The sequence below is a fragment of the Clostridium sp. UBA6640 genome (assembly GCF_002455975.1).
GTDB lineage: Bacteria > Bacillota > Clostridia > Clostridiales > Clostridiaceae > Clostridium_J.
In genome coordinates this window covers 1-17,249 of the sequence record NZ_DKLM01000147.1, presented here as the reverse complement: position 1 = coordinate 17,249, position 17,249 = coordinate 1, and the positions used below count along the sequence as shown (strand labels likewise).

13 protein-coding genes and 1 pseudogene are annotated in these 17,249 nt (G+C 28.9%); 11 read left to right on the top strand and 3 right to left on the bottom strand.

Features of this window, described 5'->3' with window-relative positions; genetic code table 11:
- The 5 genes from B2W91_RS16560 to B2W91_RS16540 all read left to right on the top strand — a co-directional run.
- The coding region (locus B2W91_RS16560; RefSeq protein WP_291582928.1) for a hypothetical protein at window positions 1-390 on the top strand (390 nt) is incomplete at its 5' end.
- A gap of 77 nt (window positions 391-467) precedes the next feature.
- Entirely contained in the window at window positions 468-590 is a 123-nt protein-coding gene (locus B2W91_RS16555; RefSeq protein WP_291582926.1) for a hypothetical protein, read from the top strand.
- Entirely contained in the window at window positions 587-1,369 is a 783-nt protein-coding gene (locus tag B2W91_RS16550; RefSeq protein ID WP_291582924.1) for a flagellar hook-basal body complex protein, read from the top strand. The genes B2W91_RS16555 and B2W91_RS16550 overlap by 4 nt, the downstream gene beginning before the upstream one ends.
- 15 nt (window positions 1,370-1,384) lie before the next feature.
- A complete protein-coding gene (locus B2W91_RS16545) occupies window positions 1,385-2,170 on the top strand; it encodes a flagellar hook-basal body complex protein (RefSeq protein ID WP_291582922.1) in 786 nt (261 codons plus the stop codon).
- Window positions 2,171-2,581: 411 nt separating this feature from the next.
- Window positions 2,582-3,370, top strand: a complete 789-nt coding sequence (locus B2W91_RS16540; RefSeq protein ID WP_291582920.1) for a hypothetical protein — start codon at window positions 2,582-2,584, stop codon at window positions 3,368-3,370.
- A 436-nt stretch (window positions 3,371-3,806) separates the two neighbouring features.
- Here the strand turns inward: B2W91_RS16540 and B2W91_RS16535 are convergent, their stop codons facing one another.
- On the bottom strand, window positions 3,807-5,447 hold the full coding sequence (locus B2W91_RS16535; protein WP_291582918.1) for a putative manganese-dependent inorganic diphosphatase: 1,641 nt from the start codon (window positions 5,445-5,447) through the stop codon (window positions 3,807-3,809).
- 207 nt (window positions 5,448-5,654) lie between these two features.
- On the opposite strand from B2W91_RS16535, the gene B2W91_RS16530 reads away from it, so the two are divergent.
- Window positions 5,655-8,201: a cation-translocating P-type ATPase gene (locus B2W91_RS16530; RefSeq protein WP_291582916.1), complete on the top strand. Its 2,547-nt coding sequence runs from the start codon at window positions 5,655-5,657 to the stop codon at window positions 8,199-8,201.
- A 270-nt stretch (window positions 8,202-8,471) separates the two neighbouring features.
- On the opposite strand, the gene B2W91_RS16525 is transcribed toward B2W91_RS16530, so the two are convergent.
- Window positions 8,472-8,894: a hypothetical protein gene (locus tag B2W91_RS16525; RefSeq protein ID WP_291582914.1), complete on the bottom strand. Its 423-nt coding sequence runs from the start codon at window positions 8,892-8,894 to the stop codon at window positions 8,472-8,474.
- A gap of 506 nt (window positions 8,895-9,400) precedes the next feature.
- Here B2W91_RS16525 and B2W91_RS16520 point away from each other — a divergent pair.
- Together B2W91_RS16520 and B2W91_RS16515 are read left to right on the top strand one after the other, a co-directional pair.
- Window positions 9,401-11,764, top strand: a complete 2,364-nt coding sequence (locus B2W91_RS16520; RefSeq protein ID WP_291582912.1) for an AAA family ATPase — start codon at window positions 9,401-9,403, stop codon at window positions 11,762-11,764.
- The gene (locus B2W91_RS16515; protein WP_291582910.1) at window positions 11,748-11,882 is read left to right on the top strand and encodes a hypothetical protein; all 135 of its coding nucleotides are present in this window, start codon (window positions 11,748-11,750) and stop codon (window positions 11,880-11,882) included. Before B2W91_RS16520 ends, B2W91_RS16515 begins: the two co-directional genes overlap by 17 nt.
- A 192-nt stretch (window positions 11,883-12,074) precedes the next feature.
- Here B2W91_RS16515 and ychF read toward each other — a convergent pair whose 3' ends face one another.
- Window positions 12,075-13,172 (bottom strand): redox-regulated ATPase YchF, encoded by a 1,098-nt coding sequence (gene ychF, locus B2W91_RS16510; protein WP_291582908.1) that lies wholly within the window; start codon window positions 13,170-13,172, stop codon window positions 12,075-12,077.
- A gap of 632 nt (window positions 13,173-13,804) precedes the next feature.
- Between ychF and rsmH the strand changes: the two genes are divergently transcribed.
- The 3 genes and pseudogenes from rsmH to B2W91_RS16495 all read left to right on the top strand — a co-directional run.
- Window positions 13,805-14,728 carry a 16S rRNA (cytosine(1402)-N(4))-methyltransferase RsmH gene (rsmH, locus tag B2W91_RS16505; protein ID WP_291582906.1) on the top strand — a complete coding sequence of 308 codons (924 nt, stop codon included), beginning with the start codon at window positions 13,805-13,807 and terminating at the stop codon, window positions 14,726-14,728.
- A gap of 27 nt (window positions 14,729-14,755) precedes the next feature.
- Window positions 14,756-15,235 (top strand): septum formation initiator family protein, encoded by a 480-nt coding sequence (locus B2W91_RS16500; RefSeq protein ID WP_291582904.1) that lies wholly within the window; start codon window positions 14,756-14,758, stop codon window positions 15,233-15,235.
- Window positions 15,236-15,262: 27 nt separating this feature from the next.
- A pseudogene (locus B2W91_RS16495) lies at window positions 15,263-17,249 on the top strand (stage V sporulation protein D); the annotation flags it as partial.

The window sequence follows — 17,249 nt, the reverse complement described above, 5'->3', positions numbered from 1 at the left end:
GATGAAATAGATGTAAAATTCGGAGAACTGAGAAGAGAGTTTAGCGAAACAATATTAGAACTTCAACAGGAAATATTAGAATTAAAAGAAAAATATGATGTTAAGTATAATGAAAAAGATTACGATAATATATTAGAAGAAAAATTAGAATTACTTAATATGCCTATAAATGTACCTATAATTAAAGAAAAATCAGAGGAAGAACAAAGTGAATCAATTAATCTTGAGGAAGTAAAGAAAGAAACAAAGGAAGAAACTTTAGAAAATAATATAAAAATTCAACAAATAAAAGAGCTCTTTGAAGAAAAACTTAGCATAGAGGAAATAGTTGAAAAATCAGGCCTAGGAAAGGGTGAAATATTATTAATAAAGGAGTTATATCTAAAATAAAGGAAAATATAAATTTCATTGCTGATAGAAAGATACTACTAGGTATAGGTATAGGCATAATTATAGGAACAATATTTATGGGGTTTTCTAAGCTCAATTATGAACTTAGTGACGCGCAAATAGAAGTTAAAGCAAGGGCTTTAGGAATGAAATATCCTGATGAGGTAAAAATTATGATTAACGATGAGGTGAAAAAATGATAAGAGGATTATATAATGCTGCTTCTGGTCTTATAACTAGTGAAGCAAAACAAAATGTAATAATGAATAATATTGCAAACTCGAACACTACAGGATATAAATCAGAAAATTTATCTATTAAAAGCTTTGATGAAGTTATGATATCAAATAAAGATAGAAGCGTTAACGGTAAAAATTATAGGGTTAATATAGGAACATTAAGCAATGGCGCAGAAATAAATGAAAAAAATATAGACTTTACTCAAGGATTAGTTAAAGATACAGATAGTAGCTTTGATTTTGCATTAGAAGGAAATGGTTTTTTCACTGTTCAAAGAACAGGAGTTAATGATGCAGGTAACTACTATACTAGAGATGGACATTTTCAAGTTAATGCAGCAGGATATCTAGTAACTTCAAATGGGGAGACGGTATTAGGTAGAAATTTGATGACTAACGTATTAGAGCCAATAAATGTAGGTAATGGAGAGCTTAACTGCGATAAATTAGGTAATATTAAAATAAACGGCAATATGACTTATAACTTTGGAATTGTAGATTTTGAAAATTATGATGGATTAAAAAAGGTTGGACATAATTTATATGAAGGAAATAATCCGCAATTAGCGCAGAGAGCTATAGTTAGACAAAATGCCTTAGAGGGATCTAATGTGGAGGTAATTGAAGAAATGTCTGATATGATGGCTGTTATGAGAAACTTTGAAAGTGATATAAAGGTTTTGAAAACACTAGATGAAACTTTAGGCAAGGCAGTTAACGAAATTGGTAAAGTGAGATAATAGGAGGGGAAGAATTTGTACACTCTTTTAAATAGCAATAGAAGTGCAATGATTGCACAACAAAGAAAATTAGATACTATATCTAATAACTTAGCAAATGTAAATACAACTGGATATAAAAAATTAAAAGCTCAATTTTCTGATCTATATCAAGATACTTTAGAGCGTAAAGGATATCCTACTACTGATGGTGCAGAAAATTTGAACTATGGTACAGGGGTGAAAATAGGAAAAGCAGTAAGACAAGTAACTCAAGGAAGCCTAGTAGAAACCGGTAATAATAGCGATTTAGCTATAGATGGACAAGGATTCTTTAAAATATATATGGCAGATAATACTGCAGCATATACAAGATCAGGAAGCTTAAAAGTAGACTCCGCTGGAACTTTAGTTGATGGAAATGGAAATAGATTAAGTGTAGTAGATAGAAATGGAAACGAAGTAAATTATCCTAATGGAAGAATGGGACTTACAAATGAAAATTTTGTTATTGATAAAAATGGAGTATTATATAGGCAAGAAAATGAGGATTTTATAGAAGTAGGAAGTATTAAGACATATGATTCAATAGGAGATACTTCTTTACTTTCAGTAGGAGAAAGTTTATTTGTACCTGGAGAAGGTACTACTATGTATGAGACAAGTAATAGAAATATTCGACAAGGTTATTTAGAGAATTCAAATGTCGATGTAGCTGAAGAAATGTCAGATATGATATTAACTCAAAGGGCATTTCAATTAAGCTCAACAGGCCTTAAAACTACTGATGAAATGTGGGGACTAGTAAATAGCCTAAGATAGTCAATTTAGAAGAATTAACATATATATAAAATTTTAATTTCCATAATAAAANNTTTTTAGAATAAATTCTATTTTAGGGGCTATTGCACTAAGTAATTAGTGCAATAGTCTTTTTTTATTTTCTAGTGTTAAGCATTACTCAACGAAAGAAAAGTTTATAGATAAGGTGATAGGATATATAAAAATTTAAAAGATATTATTTATGCAATAATAAATTAATAATTACTAGTTTATCATACCTTATTCTAAAAGAGGCATGTCCTACATATAATGTATAAACATATATACAATTGAGAGTTAAAATGGAAATTAGCTTAAAATAAACTAATTTAAAGTGTAAATTGAAATAAAATTTTTAGACTATCAATGATCTAATATAAAATTTAAGAATAAAGAAATGGAGGAATTTTAATGGCAGTAGGATACATTTTTGGATGTTTAATTAGTATTATCTTATGGGGATTCGATAGAGAAAAGATATTTTATAAATTTAATCAATTTATTCATAAAAAAATAAAATCTAGATTATGGATGCAATGCTTTTATATGGTATTCATATTAATAATAGCTTATTTATTTTATTTGATGAAACATAAAGAGCTCTATAATGCACTTACTGCATTTATTGTAATTGAAATTAGTAATACAGAGAGAAAAGCTCTTATTCCTGAAAATCCTGATAAGAGGCATTTTTATGACAGCATGTCAATAATCTCATCTGCACTAGTATATGGATTTATTGGTCCACTATTTTATATATCAGTCTTTAATAACGGTATAGCCATTGCATTTACATTAGTCCATTATATTTCACATAGCAACAATTTCAAAATATTTAATATTTTAGAAAAATATTTATCCATAATACCAACAATTATTGTTTCAGCAATTCTTTACATTATTTATATACCTAGAAATAAGACTATAAAAATTGATTTTAAAGGAGATTTTTTTGCTAATATGGTGTCTAGGCCTATGCTAAATGTTTATATTTTGGCTGCTTATATTGAATCAGTTAATTTTTATTATCATGTAGATGATAATAATGTACATTATTTAAAGTCTTATGGTGTTTATTCTAAAAAGATAGATGATAACTCTGTTAAAGACTATTTATCTATTACTTATAGTATTTGTATTGTATCATTTGTAATGTTTTGGGTTCATCAAAGTCAAGTTTTACTTAAATTAATAGTTTAAAATGATGTAAAATTGATTGTTCATGATAATATTTTGAAATATTATTTATTTGAATTTCAATTGAATGTACAATATATAGATAAACTAATTTAAATTTTAATGTATATTTGAATATAAGTTACAGTTTGATACATTAATGCATAACTTAGATTAGTGCACAACTTAAAACAGTGCACAATGCACAGTTAAGGATGAAATTATTTTTAGGCAAAATAATTTCTTTAAACATATCTTTGACTAGCAATTTTATATTGCTAGCCTTTAAAAAAAGTTACTGAGTAACTTTAAGAAATAATCAATTTTAAATTTCACAGTGGCAGCTGAGAAATTTCCACAACTGTGAATTGTGCATTGTGAACTGTGAACTGAATTAAGTTCGCCGCGACAATTAGGCAATTAAACAAAAAACAGTAAAAAGGCGTAATATACGCCTTTTTTATTTCATTTGACTTATAGCATCTGTTAAAGGCGGAATAACCTGTTTCTTTCTAGATACTACTCCATCTAGATATACAGCATCATCCTTTAATGTTGAACTAAATGCTTTTACAAATAAATCCTTATTTCCAGCTACTAAGAATAATGAACCGCCATTAAAAATGTCAGTTATCATTAAAGTAATCATTTCAAAACCTTCTTTAGAAAATATATCATTCATAAGTTTTAATAAATCTTCTTTAAAATCTTTAAAACCTTCAATATATGTTGTTGTAACTTGAGCTACACCAATTTTTGTCTCTCCTATAGTGAAAGACTTAAAGTCTTGGTAGAAAAGTTCTTTAGAAGATTTACCTTCAAGAGATGTAGCTGCTTTAAACATTTGTTTAGCAAACTCTTCAATATTAATATCAGCTATTTGAGCTAATCTCTTAAGAATTATTTCATCAACTAATGTAGATGTTGGGGACTTTAATAATAATGTATCAGAAATTATTGCACCGCATAATATTCCAGCAATTTTTTTGCTTGGTCTAATGCCATTTTCAAAAAATATTGATGCTACAATAGTTGAAGTACTTCCAACAGGTTCATTTCTAAAGTATATTGGAAGACCAGTTTGAATGTCTGCAATTCTATGATGATCTATGATTTCAAGCACTTCTGCATCTTCTATACCATCAACAGATTGAGCTTTTTCATTATGGTCTAATAATATAACTTTTTTCCTTCTTTGATTAATTAAATGATAACGTGATATGCTTCCAACTACCTTACCGTTTTCATCTAAAACAGGATAACTTCTATATCTTGTTTCTAGCATGATGTCTTTTATTTCATCAACAAAATCTGTAGTCTCGAAACTTATTAGGTTATTTTTAGTCATTACATGGCTGATTGGAATGCTTTGAGTTATTAATCTTGAAGTTGTAAATGTATCATATGGAGTAGAAATTATAGTACATCCAACTTTTCTAGCCTTGTCAATAACCCCTTCTAAAGGTTCTTTGCTACCAGTTATTATCATTAAAGAAACTTTTCTATCAACAACACAATGTTGAAGTTCCTCTCTATCACCGCAGATTACAATATCTCCTTCTTCAATTATAGTTTTTGCTACATCTGGAGACATGTTAGCTACTGCTATTTTACCTTTTAACACTACATCTTCTTCATGCATGTATTCAACTTTTGCAGATAGAGTATCTAGTATGTTTTCAAGCTTTGTATTACTTTTAGCTAATATGTAATTATCCCAAATATCTAGATAACTAGAAGCTAAATTGGAAACAGATGCAATACCAACCAGTCTATCGTTTTCATCCACTACTGGCAAAGTTTTAACATTGTTTTTTTTCATTATGCTCCAAGCCATCTTTAATGATATATCTGGAGAAATTGGAGCTACAGTATCTATATCTAAATCTGATACTTGAGTTCTTACTGTTTTTATAAGTTCTGGAGCTTCAACAGAAAAATAGTCCAATATAAACTTGGTTTCATTATTTAGTTCTCCTAGCCTAATTGCCATAGCAGGAGCTTTCTGGGTTTTACTTTTAAATTCTGCATAGGCTAGTGCAGAACAAATGGAATCTGAATCTGGATTTCTATGTCCTGTAATGTAAGTTATATTTTTCAAATGCGCTACCTCCTTAAATAGAATTCCATAAATAAAAGAATTACTATATGTATTTTATAGCTATAATCCATGTCTGTAAAGGAAAAAATTTAGTATTGCATATTTTTTCATATACTAGTAGGCTCGTACATATATTTTAGAGTAAGATAGTTGTTATTAAATATATAAACTTTAACTTGTACATTAAAAAGAAAAGGGGGAATAAAAGTGTATGACAAAGAGGTTAGAGGACTTACTAATGATGAAGTAGAAAAAAAGTTAAAACAGTTTGGATTGAATGTCTTACAAAGTAAGGAACAAGTATCGGTAATTAAAATATTTTTATCTCAATTTAATGATTTTATAATTTGGGTTTTAATTGGCGCTACTATAATTTCAGGAATTATGGGAGATAGTGCAGATGCTATAACTATAATAATAATAATATTTATGAATGCTATATTGGGGTTTGTACAAGAATATAAGACAGAGAAATCATTAGAGGCATTGAAAGAGCTGGCTTCACCTACTGCTAAGGTGGTTAGAAATGGCAAAATACAAGTTATAAATTCTATGTATTTAGTTCCAGGTGATTTAGTGATACTTGAAAGTGGAGATAGGATACCAGCAGATTGTTTATTAGTTGAAGATAATAATTTTATGGTAGATGAATCACTGTTAACCGGTGAATCAGTAGGCGTTTATAAAAGTGCTAATGATAGAAGTGATAATGATATTTATATGGGAACTATTGCGTTAACAGGAAAGAGCAGAGCAAAGGTATTGTCAACAGGGATGAGTACAGAGATGGGGAAAATAGCTAATATGCTTGATAATATTGATAGCGAAAAATCCCCATTGAAGGAAAGGTTAGATGCACTAGGAAAAATATTAGTGGTGCTCTGTTTAGTAATTTGTACTTTAGTAACTATACTAGGGATTGTAAGAGGACAAGATCCTTACAATATGTTCTTATCAGGTGTTACATTAGCAGTTGCAGCAATTCCAGAGGGCTTAGCAGCTATTGTAACAGTAGCACTAGCTTTAGGCGTATCTAGAATGTTAAATAGAAAGGCGTTAATTAGGAAGTTACCTGCTGTTGAAACACTAGGTTGTACCTCCGTAATTTGTAGTGATAAAACTGGTACTCTTACAGAAAATAAAATGACAGTAAAAAGTCTATATTTTAATAACAACATTTATAGCATAGGAGACTTTGGAAGCAATCCAAATTTGATGCTAAAAAAAGCTTTTACCTATTGTAATGATTGTAATTACAATTTTGATGGCATCACATTAGATAAGACACTATTTGGAGACCCTACGGAGACAGCACTTATAACAGCATTTTTTAATAGCGGAAAGGAAATACAAAATTTTATATATAAAGGTAAAAGAATATATGAAAATCCATTCAATTCTACAAGAAAAATGATGTCTGTTATCATAGAGGAAAATGGTAAAAACACTTGTTATGTTAAAGGCGCACCAGAAAGGGTAATTGAAAGATGTAGCCACATTTTAATAAACGTTAAAGTAGAGCCTTTTACATACAGCCATAAAGAAAATGTAGAAAAGGCAATTGATAGAATGTCTTATAAAGCATTAAGATGCATTGCTGCTGCTTATAAAGAAAATAATCTAGTAAAAAGCGAAGCATTGGAACAAGACTTAATATTTATAGGTATAGCAGGAATCATTGATCCTCCTAGAAAGGAAGTTAAAGATGCAGTATTAAGATGCAAGGTTGCAGGAATTAAGCCTATAATGATAACCGGTGATCATAAAAATACTGCCTTTGCAATAGGTAAAGAAATAGAGATATGTAAAAGTATTGATGAAGTTATTACAGGGGCAGAGCTAGACAAAATCTCTGATAAAGAACTTCAAAAAAATATAAATAAGTATAAGATATTTGCTAGGGTAAGCCCAAAGCATAAATTAAGAATAGTAAAGGCTTTTAAAAACGAAGGGGTTATTGTTGCTATGACAGGAGATGGAGTTAATGATGCTCCAGCTGTTAAGGAAGCGGATATAGGAATTGCCATGGGGATATCAGGGACAGATGTTACTAAAGAAGCTGCTTCGATGATTTTACTAGATGATAATTTTGCTACAATTGTGTCTGCGGTAGAAGAAGGAAGAGTTATATATGATAATATAAGAAAATTTATAAGGTATTTGTTATCTTGTAATTTAGGGGAAGTATTAACGATGTTTTTGGCTTCATTATTTTATCTTGATGTACCATTGCTTCCAATTCAAATATTATTCGTAAATTTAGTAACAGATGGACTGCCAGCTATTGCACTTGGTGTTGATCCAGCGGATAAAGATATTATGTTACAACCTCCTAGAGCGAAAAATGAAAGTGTATTTTCAAGAGGGCTAAAGGAAAAAATTCTTTTGAGAGGCACTTTAATTGGGATTTGTACTGTACTAGCATTTATAATAGGAAAATACTATAATATGAGCTTAGAGGCTTGCAGAACTATGGCATTAGGTACATTGATAACTTCACAACTAATACACGTGTTTGAGTGCAGATCAGAAAGATATTCGCTATTTGAAATAAATCCGTTTACTAACTTATATTTATTAGGTGCAGTAGCACTATCGATGATATCTTTAATTTCAATTATGTATATACCGATACTTCAAAGTATATTCCACACTTCTCCATTACAACTAGGCCAATGGTTAATCATAATTTTCTTCTCAAGTATAATTTCTTTTATAAATAGCTTATATATATTCGTATCTCATAAGAAATAAAAAAGGAGTTCATCGAACTCCTTTTTTTAATGCACAGTTCACAATGCACAATTCACAATTAATGTTGAAATTATTTTTAGTCAAAATAATTTCTTTAAACGAATTTTTTTGACTAGCAATACAATTGCTAGTTTTTCTAGGGAAGAAGTTACTTTGTAACTTCAAAAAAATAAATTCAAAATTTCTCAGTGATAACTGANNAATGTCCACAATTGTGAATTGAAAAAGCTGTGGACATAATGTCCACAGCTTTTTCAATTAAGAAAGGTTTTATTTAAATCTTCTATCAGCTCTTACCCTTTGAGGTTTAGGCATTCTACCTTCAGTAGGAACAAGTTCCGCTTTATTTGTCATGTTGATTAAATTTACTATAGAAATAGATTCTTTAGTATTTTTATCCTTTTTACTCTTTTTAGGCTTTAGTCCTTGAATTATAACAGAGTGGCCTTGAGTTACAGGTATAAATTGTGGCTTTTTAAACCATTTCTTTTTCTTGTAGACGCAAGTAAAAACATTTTTTGCTGCATCAGGTTTCAATACTATAGTAACTGTTATCCAGTTTAATATTCCAAGAAAACTTTTAGTTTCAGGTTTGATAGAGAGAACTCTACCTTGTAATTGTGTAAGTCTATCACCATATTTATTTAAATATGCATTAGTATAGCTTTGAGCTAGTTTGTCTTTAAATCCCATAAAAATAACTCCTTTTCAATGATATATATAATTCCAATTATAAGCACTATGACTTATTAATAACAATAATGAATAAAAACATTATATATTAACTTTTAATAATTAACAAGGCTTTATCAATGGAGAATTGAAATTTGACAATTGATAATTAAGGATGAAATTATTTTTNNATTTCTTTAATATATTTCTAACTAGCAATTTAATTGCTAGTCGTCTAGTGGCGAACACTGTTCGCCGCTACAGTAAAAAGTTACCCTGTAACTTAAAAAGAGAATCAATTTTAAATTTCTCAGTCTCTACTGAGAAATATCCATAATTGTCAATTGTCCATAGTCAATTCTCAATTGTATACATATTAGTATACTATACTTTTTTTATTTAATTCATAACTTATAAATCATCTTTACCTATTGTTTTAAGGATTATGGTAAAAAGTTAATAAATTTGTTCCAAAAAACCATTTATAAGAATATTAATATAATAAGTGATTTTTCGGGAGGATAGTTATGAAGAGAAAGTTGACTCCAAAGGAAGTTATATATAATTTTGAATTTGGTGGTATCAGCTCTAAGAGAGGTAAATGTATATTACCACAATATTCAGAAGCATATAAAAAGATAAAAACCGCCCTTGAGATAGATAAAGAAGGATATAATGTATATTTAGTTGATGATTATTCCATGGATAAGGTTAAAACAATTATAGAATATATTGAAAATGTGCTTAAGTATAGAGATAAGCCTGATGATATATGTTATGTAGTTAAAAATGATGAAAAAAAGCCAATACCTATATTTGTAAGTAACGGTTTAGGAAAAAAATTTAAGACTACCTTAGAGGAAATACAAAGTAGTTTAATAGAATATACTTTTGAATTCTATAATAATTCTATAAGTAAAGAAAAGGAAAAACTTGTAGATACAATTCAAAAGAAACGAAATGAAATCATAAATAATTTAATTGTTATATCTAAAAGTAGCGGATTCGAAATTAAATCAAATGATGGAGGATTCACTTTTATACCCTTAAACGATGGTAGGGAAATGACGGAAGAAGAATATGAAGATTTAGATTCAGATAAAAAAGAACTGATGATATCTAAGGTAAATGAGCTTAAACTTAAAGCTAAGGAAATTTTGGAAGAACTGAAGCTTATGGAAGTAAATGAACTAGAGAAAATAAAAGGTATCATGTATGATTATTTAAATGAAAAATTAGAAGATAAAAGAGAAGAATATAAAAAAGTCTTTTATAGAGATACTGAAGTGATAGAATATTTAGAATATGTATGCGACAGCATAGTAACATATTTAATTGACAACTACAGTATTAACTATGATGATGATGAAGAGAAAATAAATGAAATAATTTATAAATATATGATAAATGTAATAGTGGATAATAGTGAACAAAATTCTCCTCCAGTGATTTTTGAAGAAGACCCTAATTTAAATAATCTTCTTGGAAGTATTGAATATGAAAATCACAATGGTATATATGTTTCAGATGTTTCTCTTATAAAAGCAGGAAGTTTAATAAAAGCAAATGGAGGATGTTTAATTTTAAGAGTAAATAATCTACTAAGCAATCCACAGGCTTATTATTATTTGAAAAAAGCACTTTTAAGCGAAAAGGTAGATTTAGATTATAATAAAGGATATTTAGAACTTTTAGCCCTTAGTGGATTAAAGCCTAAGCCAATTAATATTAGACAGAAGGTTATATTGATTGGCGATTATGAAACTTATGATTTACTTTATACTCACGATGAAGATTTTAAAAAAATATTTAAAATAAGAACAGAGTATAATCCAATATTAGATATAGATAAGAATGTAAAAGGAGCATTAATTAGTGAAATAAGTAGTTTTTCATCAGCAAATAATATAATGACACTGACAGATGAAGCCATTAAGCAAATAGCAAAATGTTTATCGAGAAAGGCAGAAAATAAAAATAAAATTTATTTTGAAAGTCATGAATTAAACAATTTAATCTTACTTGCTAACAATAAAGTAAAAGAAGAAAATAGAAATACTATTGATGGAAAAGATATTATTGATATTGCCTATGAAGAGGAACTTATTGAAAAAGAAATTTTACAAACTTATGAGGAAGGCAAGACTTTAATTGAAGTTACTGATAGTAAAGTAGGTCAAGTAAATGGACTTTCCGTTATAGATACAGGATATGTAAGTTTTGGTAGACCTATAAAAATAACCTGCATATCTTATAAAGGAGAGGGTAATATAATTGATGCTCAAAGAGACAGCAATTTAAGTGGAAAGATTCATAACAAGGCATTAAGTATATTAAAAGGATACATTAGTACTTTAAATGGAGGTTATACAAAATTACCAGTAGACTTACATTTAAGCTTTGAACAAATTTATGGGATTGTTAATGGCGATAGTGCTTCTATAGCAGAAGTAATATGTATGTTATCTTCTATAAGTAAGATTCCAATAAGACAAAATATTGCTGTGACAGGATCTATAAATCAATTTGGGGAAGTTCAGCCTATAGGTGGAGTAAATCAAAAAATCGAGGGCTTTTTTAAGGTCTGTAAAACTATAGATACTATAGAAAATAAGGGGGTATTAATACCTGCCTCTAATAAAGAGGATTTAGTACTATGTGAAGAAGTTGAAATGGCAATAAAAGAAGGAAAGTTTTCTATTTATACAATGAAGTCTGTAGAGGATGCTGTAAGGGTTTTATTAGATAAGCCAGCAATAAACTTTGATAAAGTTACTAAAGCAATAAACAAGGAGATTGAAAAATATAATGATAAAAATAATATCCAGGATAAAGATGGAGGTAAAGCTAAAGGAATCAAAGGTAAAACTATTGATGGGAAGAATGCCTAATTTAAAAGAGGTAGTTCCAGAAGCTATTAATGCGGGTTTAGAAAAGGTAGATAAAAAAGTAGATCTAAAAAAGATTAATAAAAAAATAAAAAAATCAATAAAAAAAATCATGGAGTAAGTTTTGTTCAATAGAGGATTAGTTTTTGGTAATTGATTATTAAAGAAGTTTTAGGTAAATAGCATAAATTAAATTTTTTTATATTAAAAATAATAAAAACCCTTAGTTTACTAAAATTTTATTTTGTAAATTAAGGGTTTTATTATTTTATTTAAAAATTAATTATTCATTATCAATGACTAATTGATTTAATTATACATTAAATCTAAAGTTTACAACATCTCCGTCTTGCATTATATACTCTTTACCTTCTAATCTAAAATAGCCTTTTTCTTTTGCAGCTACTTCAGAACCACATTCAACTAGCTTATCATAAGAAACTATTTCAGCTCTTATAAAACCTCTTTCAATATCACTATGAATTTTGCCAGCAGCTTGAGGCGCTTTTGTTCCTAATTTTATAGTCCAAGCTCTAACCTCTTGAACACCAGCAGTTAAAAAGCTTATAAGTCCTAATAACTTATAACTTGCTCTTATAAGTTTATCTAGTCCTGACTCTTCAAGGCCATATTCAGATAATAAATCCGTTTTCTCTTCATCATCAAGAGTAGATAGTTCTTCTTCTAATCTAGCACAAACTACTATAACCTCAGAATTTTCACTAGCCGCATATTGCTCAACCTTTTTTACTAAATCATTCTGAGTATTTCCTGACATTAAATCATCTTCACTTATATTGCAAGAATATAATACAGGTTTAGATGTTATTAAAAATAATCCTTTTATGAATTCATCTTCATCCTCAGTGACTTCTAAAGTTCTAACAGGTTTATTTTCTTCTAAGTGCTTTTTTACTCTTTCCATTAGAGCATATTCAATTTTAGCAGTTTTATCTCCAGAACGAACAAGTTTTAGAGATTTTTCCATTCTTCTATCTAAAACTTCAAGATCAGAAAAAATAAGTTCTAAATTAATAGTTTCAATATCTCTTATTGGATCAACAGATCCATCAACGTGAACGATATTGTCATCTTCAAAACATCTAACTACATGTACTATTGAGGAAACCTCTCTTATATGAGATAAGAATTTGTTTCCAAGACCTTCTCCTTTGCTAGCACCTTTTACAAGACCAGCTATATCATAAAATTCAATAGCAGTGTGAATCTTTCTTTTGGTATTATACATTTTTTCAAGCACATCTAATCTTTTATCTGGTACACTAACAACTCCTATGTTTGGCTCAATTGTACAGAACGGATAGTTTGCAGATTCTGCGCCAGCCTTAGTGATAGCATTAAAAAGAGTGCTTTTTCCTACATTTGGTAATCCTACTATTCCTAATTTCATATATATTTTCTTTCCTTTCTATTCTCTTCCTGTATATTATAAAATGCAAATTGAGTTTTAATTTTATTTCATATATCTTAATATAAAGTTTTTATAGTTTCTCTTATAGATTTTCCAAAACCTTAATATTTAAATTTAGATATTCAATTTACAATTTAATATAAATATATAATTACATTCTAGATTATTATAATACACAATAATTTTACAAATATATATCTATATTATGACAAATAATTTTTAAAAAACTCAAATAAATTCTTTTAAATTATACTCTACAACAGAATATATTTCAACAATTGTAGGGAAAACTAAGTTTACAAAAAGTTTTATTATCATGGTAAGTCTATAAAGAAAATAATACTTTCCTAGAAAGAATTGTAATTTAATGTAATAGCATAAAGTGAGAGGTTTCAACATTTTCAAAGTATTTTAAGAAAAAATTAAGAGAAAACACCAAATATTCTCTAAAAAAGGATTATAAAAAAAACCACCTTTTTGAAGGAATTTTTATGTACTCATAGAATAATTTATGTTATAAATATTTAATAGAGTTTAAATTTTATACATAAGGAAAAGAAGAAAATAAACGATAATATATATAGTAATAATTTATTGAAGGAGACTTAGAAATGGACTTTAAACATATTTCAGTATTATTAGAGGAGTGTATAGATGCACTTAATATTAAAGAAGATGGTATTTATATAGATTGTACCTTAGGCGGTGCAGGTCATTCTAATGAAATACTTAAGAAGTTATCAAGCAAAGGAAGATTAATTGGTATAGACCAAGATTTAGATGCACTAAATGCAGCTAAGAAAAGATTAGAGAGTTATGAAAATATTACTTTTGTTCATAATAATTTTTATAATATAAAAGAAATATTAGAAGAGTTAAAAATTGAAAAAATTGATGGAGTTCTTATGGATTTAGGTGTATCTTCTTATCAGTTAGATGAGGCTGAAAGAGGTTTTAGTTATATGAAAGATGCTCCTTTAGATATGAGAATGAATAGAGAAAATAGTTTTTCAGCATATAACGTAGTTAATGATTATAGTGAAGAAGAACTTGCAGATGTTATAAAAAGTTTTGGAGAAGAAAAGTTTGCAAAGAGAATAGCAAATTTTATAGTTAATAGAAGGCCTGTTAATACTACTTTAGAGCTATCTGATATAGTAACAGCAGCTATTCCAGCAAAATTTAGGAGAGAAGGGGGTCATCCTGCTAAAAGAACATTTCAAGCTATAAGAATAGAAGTAAATAAAGAATTAACTATATTAAATAAAACTATTGAAGATGCAATTGAATCCTTAAATAAAGATGGAAGAATTGCAATAATTACCTTTCATTCCTTAGAAGATAGAATTGTTAAAAATAAATTTAAGGAATTACAAGATCCATGTACTTGCCCTAAAGGATTACCTATGTGTGTTTGTGGAAAGACACCAATAATTAAGCTAATAAGTAGAAAACCTATTGAACCTTCTTTAGAAGAGAAAGATTTAAATTCAAGAAGCAAAAGTGCAAAGCTTAGGGTGGCTGAGAAAATTTAGTTCTAAAAATACTATGGGGGTAGTAAAATGTTAGTAGAAAAAGATAAAAATGTGATAAGCGGTAATACAGTTTTAAAACCTAAGATTACTTCTGTGCCTAAGAAGCAAGAAGATAAAAAACATTCGCATAAAACTAAAATAGAAAAGAAACAAATTCTTAAAAGAAGATTAAAGCTTATAAGAAATATAGGGCTTAGCTTTGTAGTGGCAATTGTAATTTTATTCAGATATTCTTCTATATATAAAGCACAGGGTGATATTATTAAAAAGCAAGACGAAATATATAATCTCCGTGAACAAAATGAAAGCATGAGAGTTGAGCTTATCAAATTTAATAATTTAAAGTATATAGAAGATATAGCCATAAATAAACTAAATATGAAAAAGCCTAATGCTGGAGTTGCTATATATTGCAATTTAGAGCAGGTTGAAGTACCCCATGGTGAAAAAGTTGCTAGAGAATCTAAAGAAGGCTTTTTTGAAAAAATCAAAAATATTTTATTTTAACAGTAAGATTTTTTGGGGGAGTATATAGTGGCGAAAGGGGAATTGAGAGATAAGGTAATAATTAGAAAGAGATTAAAGTATGCCTTATTATTGGCGCTTTTAATATTTATTTATCTCGTTTATAGATTAGTTACAATAATGTTTATTGAAGGAGATAGATATAAAAACAAGGGCATTCAACAATGGACAAGTGATGTTAAAATTAACGCAAAACGTGGAAGAGTTTTAGATAGAGATGAAAATGAGTTAGCTGTAAGTGCAAATGTATATAGAGTTGACTTAGATTTAAATACTTTAAGAAATTCTTTAAAAGATAAAGAACTGACTATGAAGCAAATAGCTCCAGACTTAGCGAACATACTAAGCATGGATAATGATAAGGTGTTAGATATTTTAACAAGGCCGCTACCAAATGGCAAGCTTAGGGGAGCAGCTATTTTAAAAAGAAGAGTAGAAAAAGAGGTAGCTGATGAAATTAAGTCTTATTCTAAGAGTAAAGAACTAAGAGGTGTAGTTGTTTCACCAGATACTAAAAGGTATTATCCAAATGAGAATTTTGCATCCCATGTTATTGGACATACTAATTCTGATGGAGATGGATTAACAGGTATAGAGTTGTATTACAATAAATACTTATCTGGTATGCCGGGAATAAAGATTTCTGAAACTGACAAAAAAAGCGAAGGCTTACCATATACTATTTCAGATTATAGTAAACCAATAGATGGAAGAGATGTGGTTTTAACTATTGATGAAAAGATTCAATTTTTTGCCGAAAAAGCTGCAGAACAAGCATTAAGTGACAATGATGCTAATGCGGTATCAGTATTGGTTATGGACCCTAATAATGGAGAAGTACTAGCTATGGCAAATAAGCCAGATTATAATCTTAATGAACCTTGGCCTGAGAATCTTGATGAAAATGCCATTCAAAAATCTTGGAGAAATAGAGCTGTAAGTGATACCTTTGAACCTGGTTCTATTTTCAAGGTGGTAACAGCAACAGCAGCATTAGAAACTGGCGTTGCAAAAGAAAGCGATACATTTAATTGTGGTGGTTCTTCAAGAATTGGTGGTAGAACTATAAGATGCTGGAAAACAGCAGGACATGGTAGTCAAACTTTTCAAGAGATAATTAAAAACTCTTGTAACGTTGGGTTTATGGCATTAGGTGAGAGATTAGGAAGAGATAATTTAAACAAATATATAACAAAGTATGGTTTCGGGAAAAAAACTGGTATTGATTTACCAGGGGAAGCAAAAGGTATAATTAAGCCTACAGAGTCTATAACAAATGTGGACCTAGCGACTATTTCTTTCGGTCAAAGTAACACAGTGTCTGCAATTCAATTTATGACTGCTTTTAATGCTATTGCTAATGGTGGAAAATTAATTACCCCTCATTTAATGAAAGAAGTTATTCATTATGATGAAAATAATAAAAGGGTAGTTGATCAAGAATTCAAACCAAAAGTAAGTGAAGGAAGTTTTAAGCCAGAGACTATGGCGGATATGAGACGTCATCTTGAAGCAGTTGTAGAAAGTGGGGGTTCTTCAAAGTCTTATATAGCAGGATATCGNNATATCATATAGGTGGTAAAACTGGTACAGCACAAAAAGTTGATCCACAAAGAGGCGGTTATGGAGCAGGTAAATATATCTCTTCATATGCTGCAATGGCACCAGCCAATGAACCAAAGGTTACTGTATTTATATCAATAGATGAACCTAACCCATCATTATACTATGCTGGCCAAATAGCGGCCCCAGCGGGAAAAGGCCTATTTTATGATATATTTAATTATTTAGGATTAAAACCAGATGCCACTTCAGAAGAAGTTGAAGACAGTTTATTAAAAAGTATAGCTCTACCAGAAATAAGAGGAGCTAATAAAAATGACGGTCTTAAAATATTAAAAGACAACAATCTAAAAGCTAGAGTAGACGGTGATGGGGAATACATCGTAGATGTAAGTCCTAAGCCAGGATATATGGTTAAAGAAGGCTCAGAGAT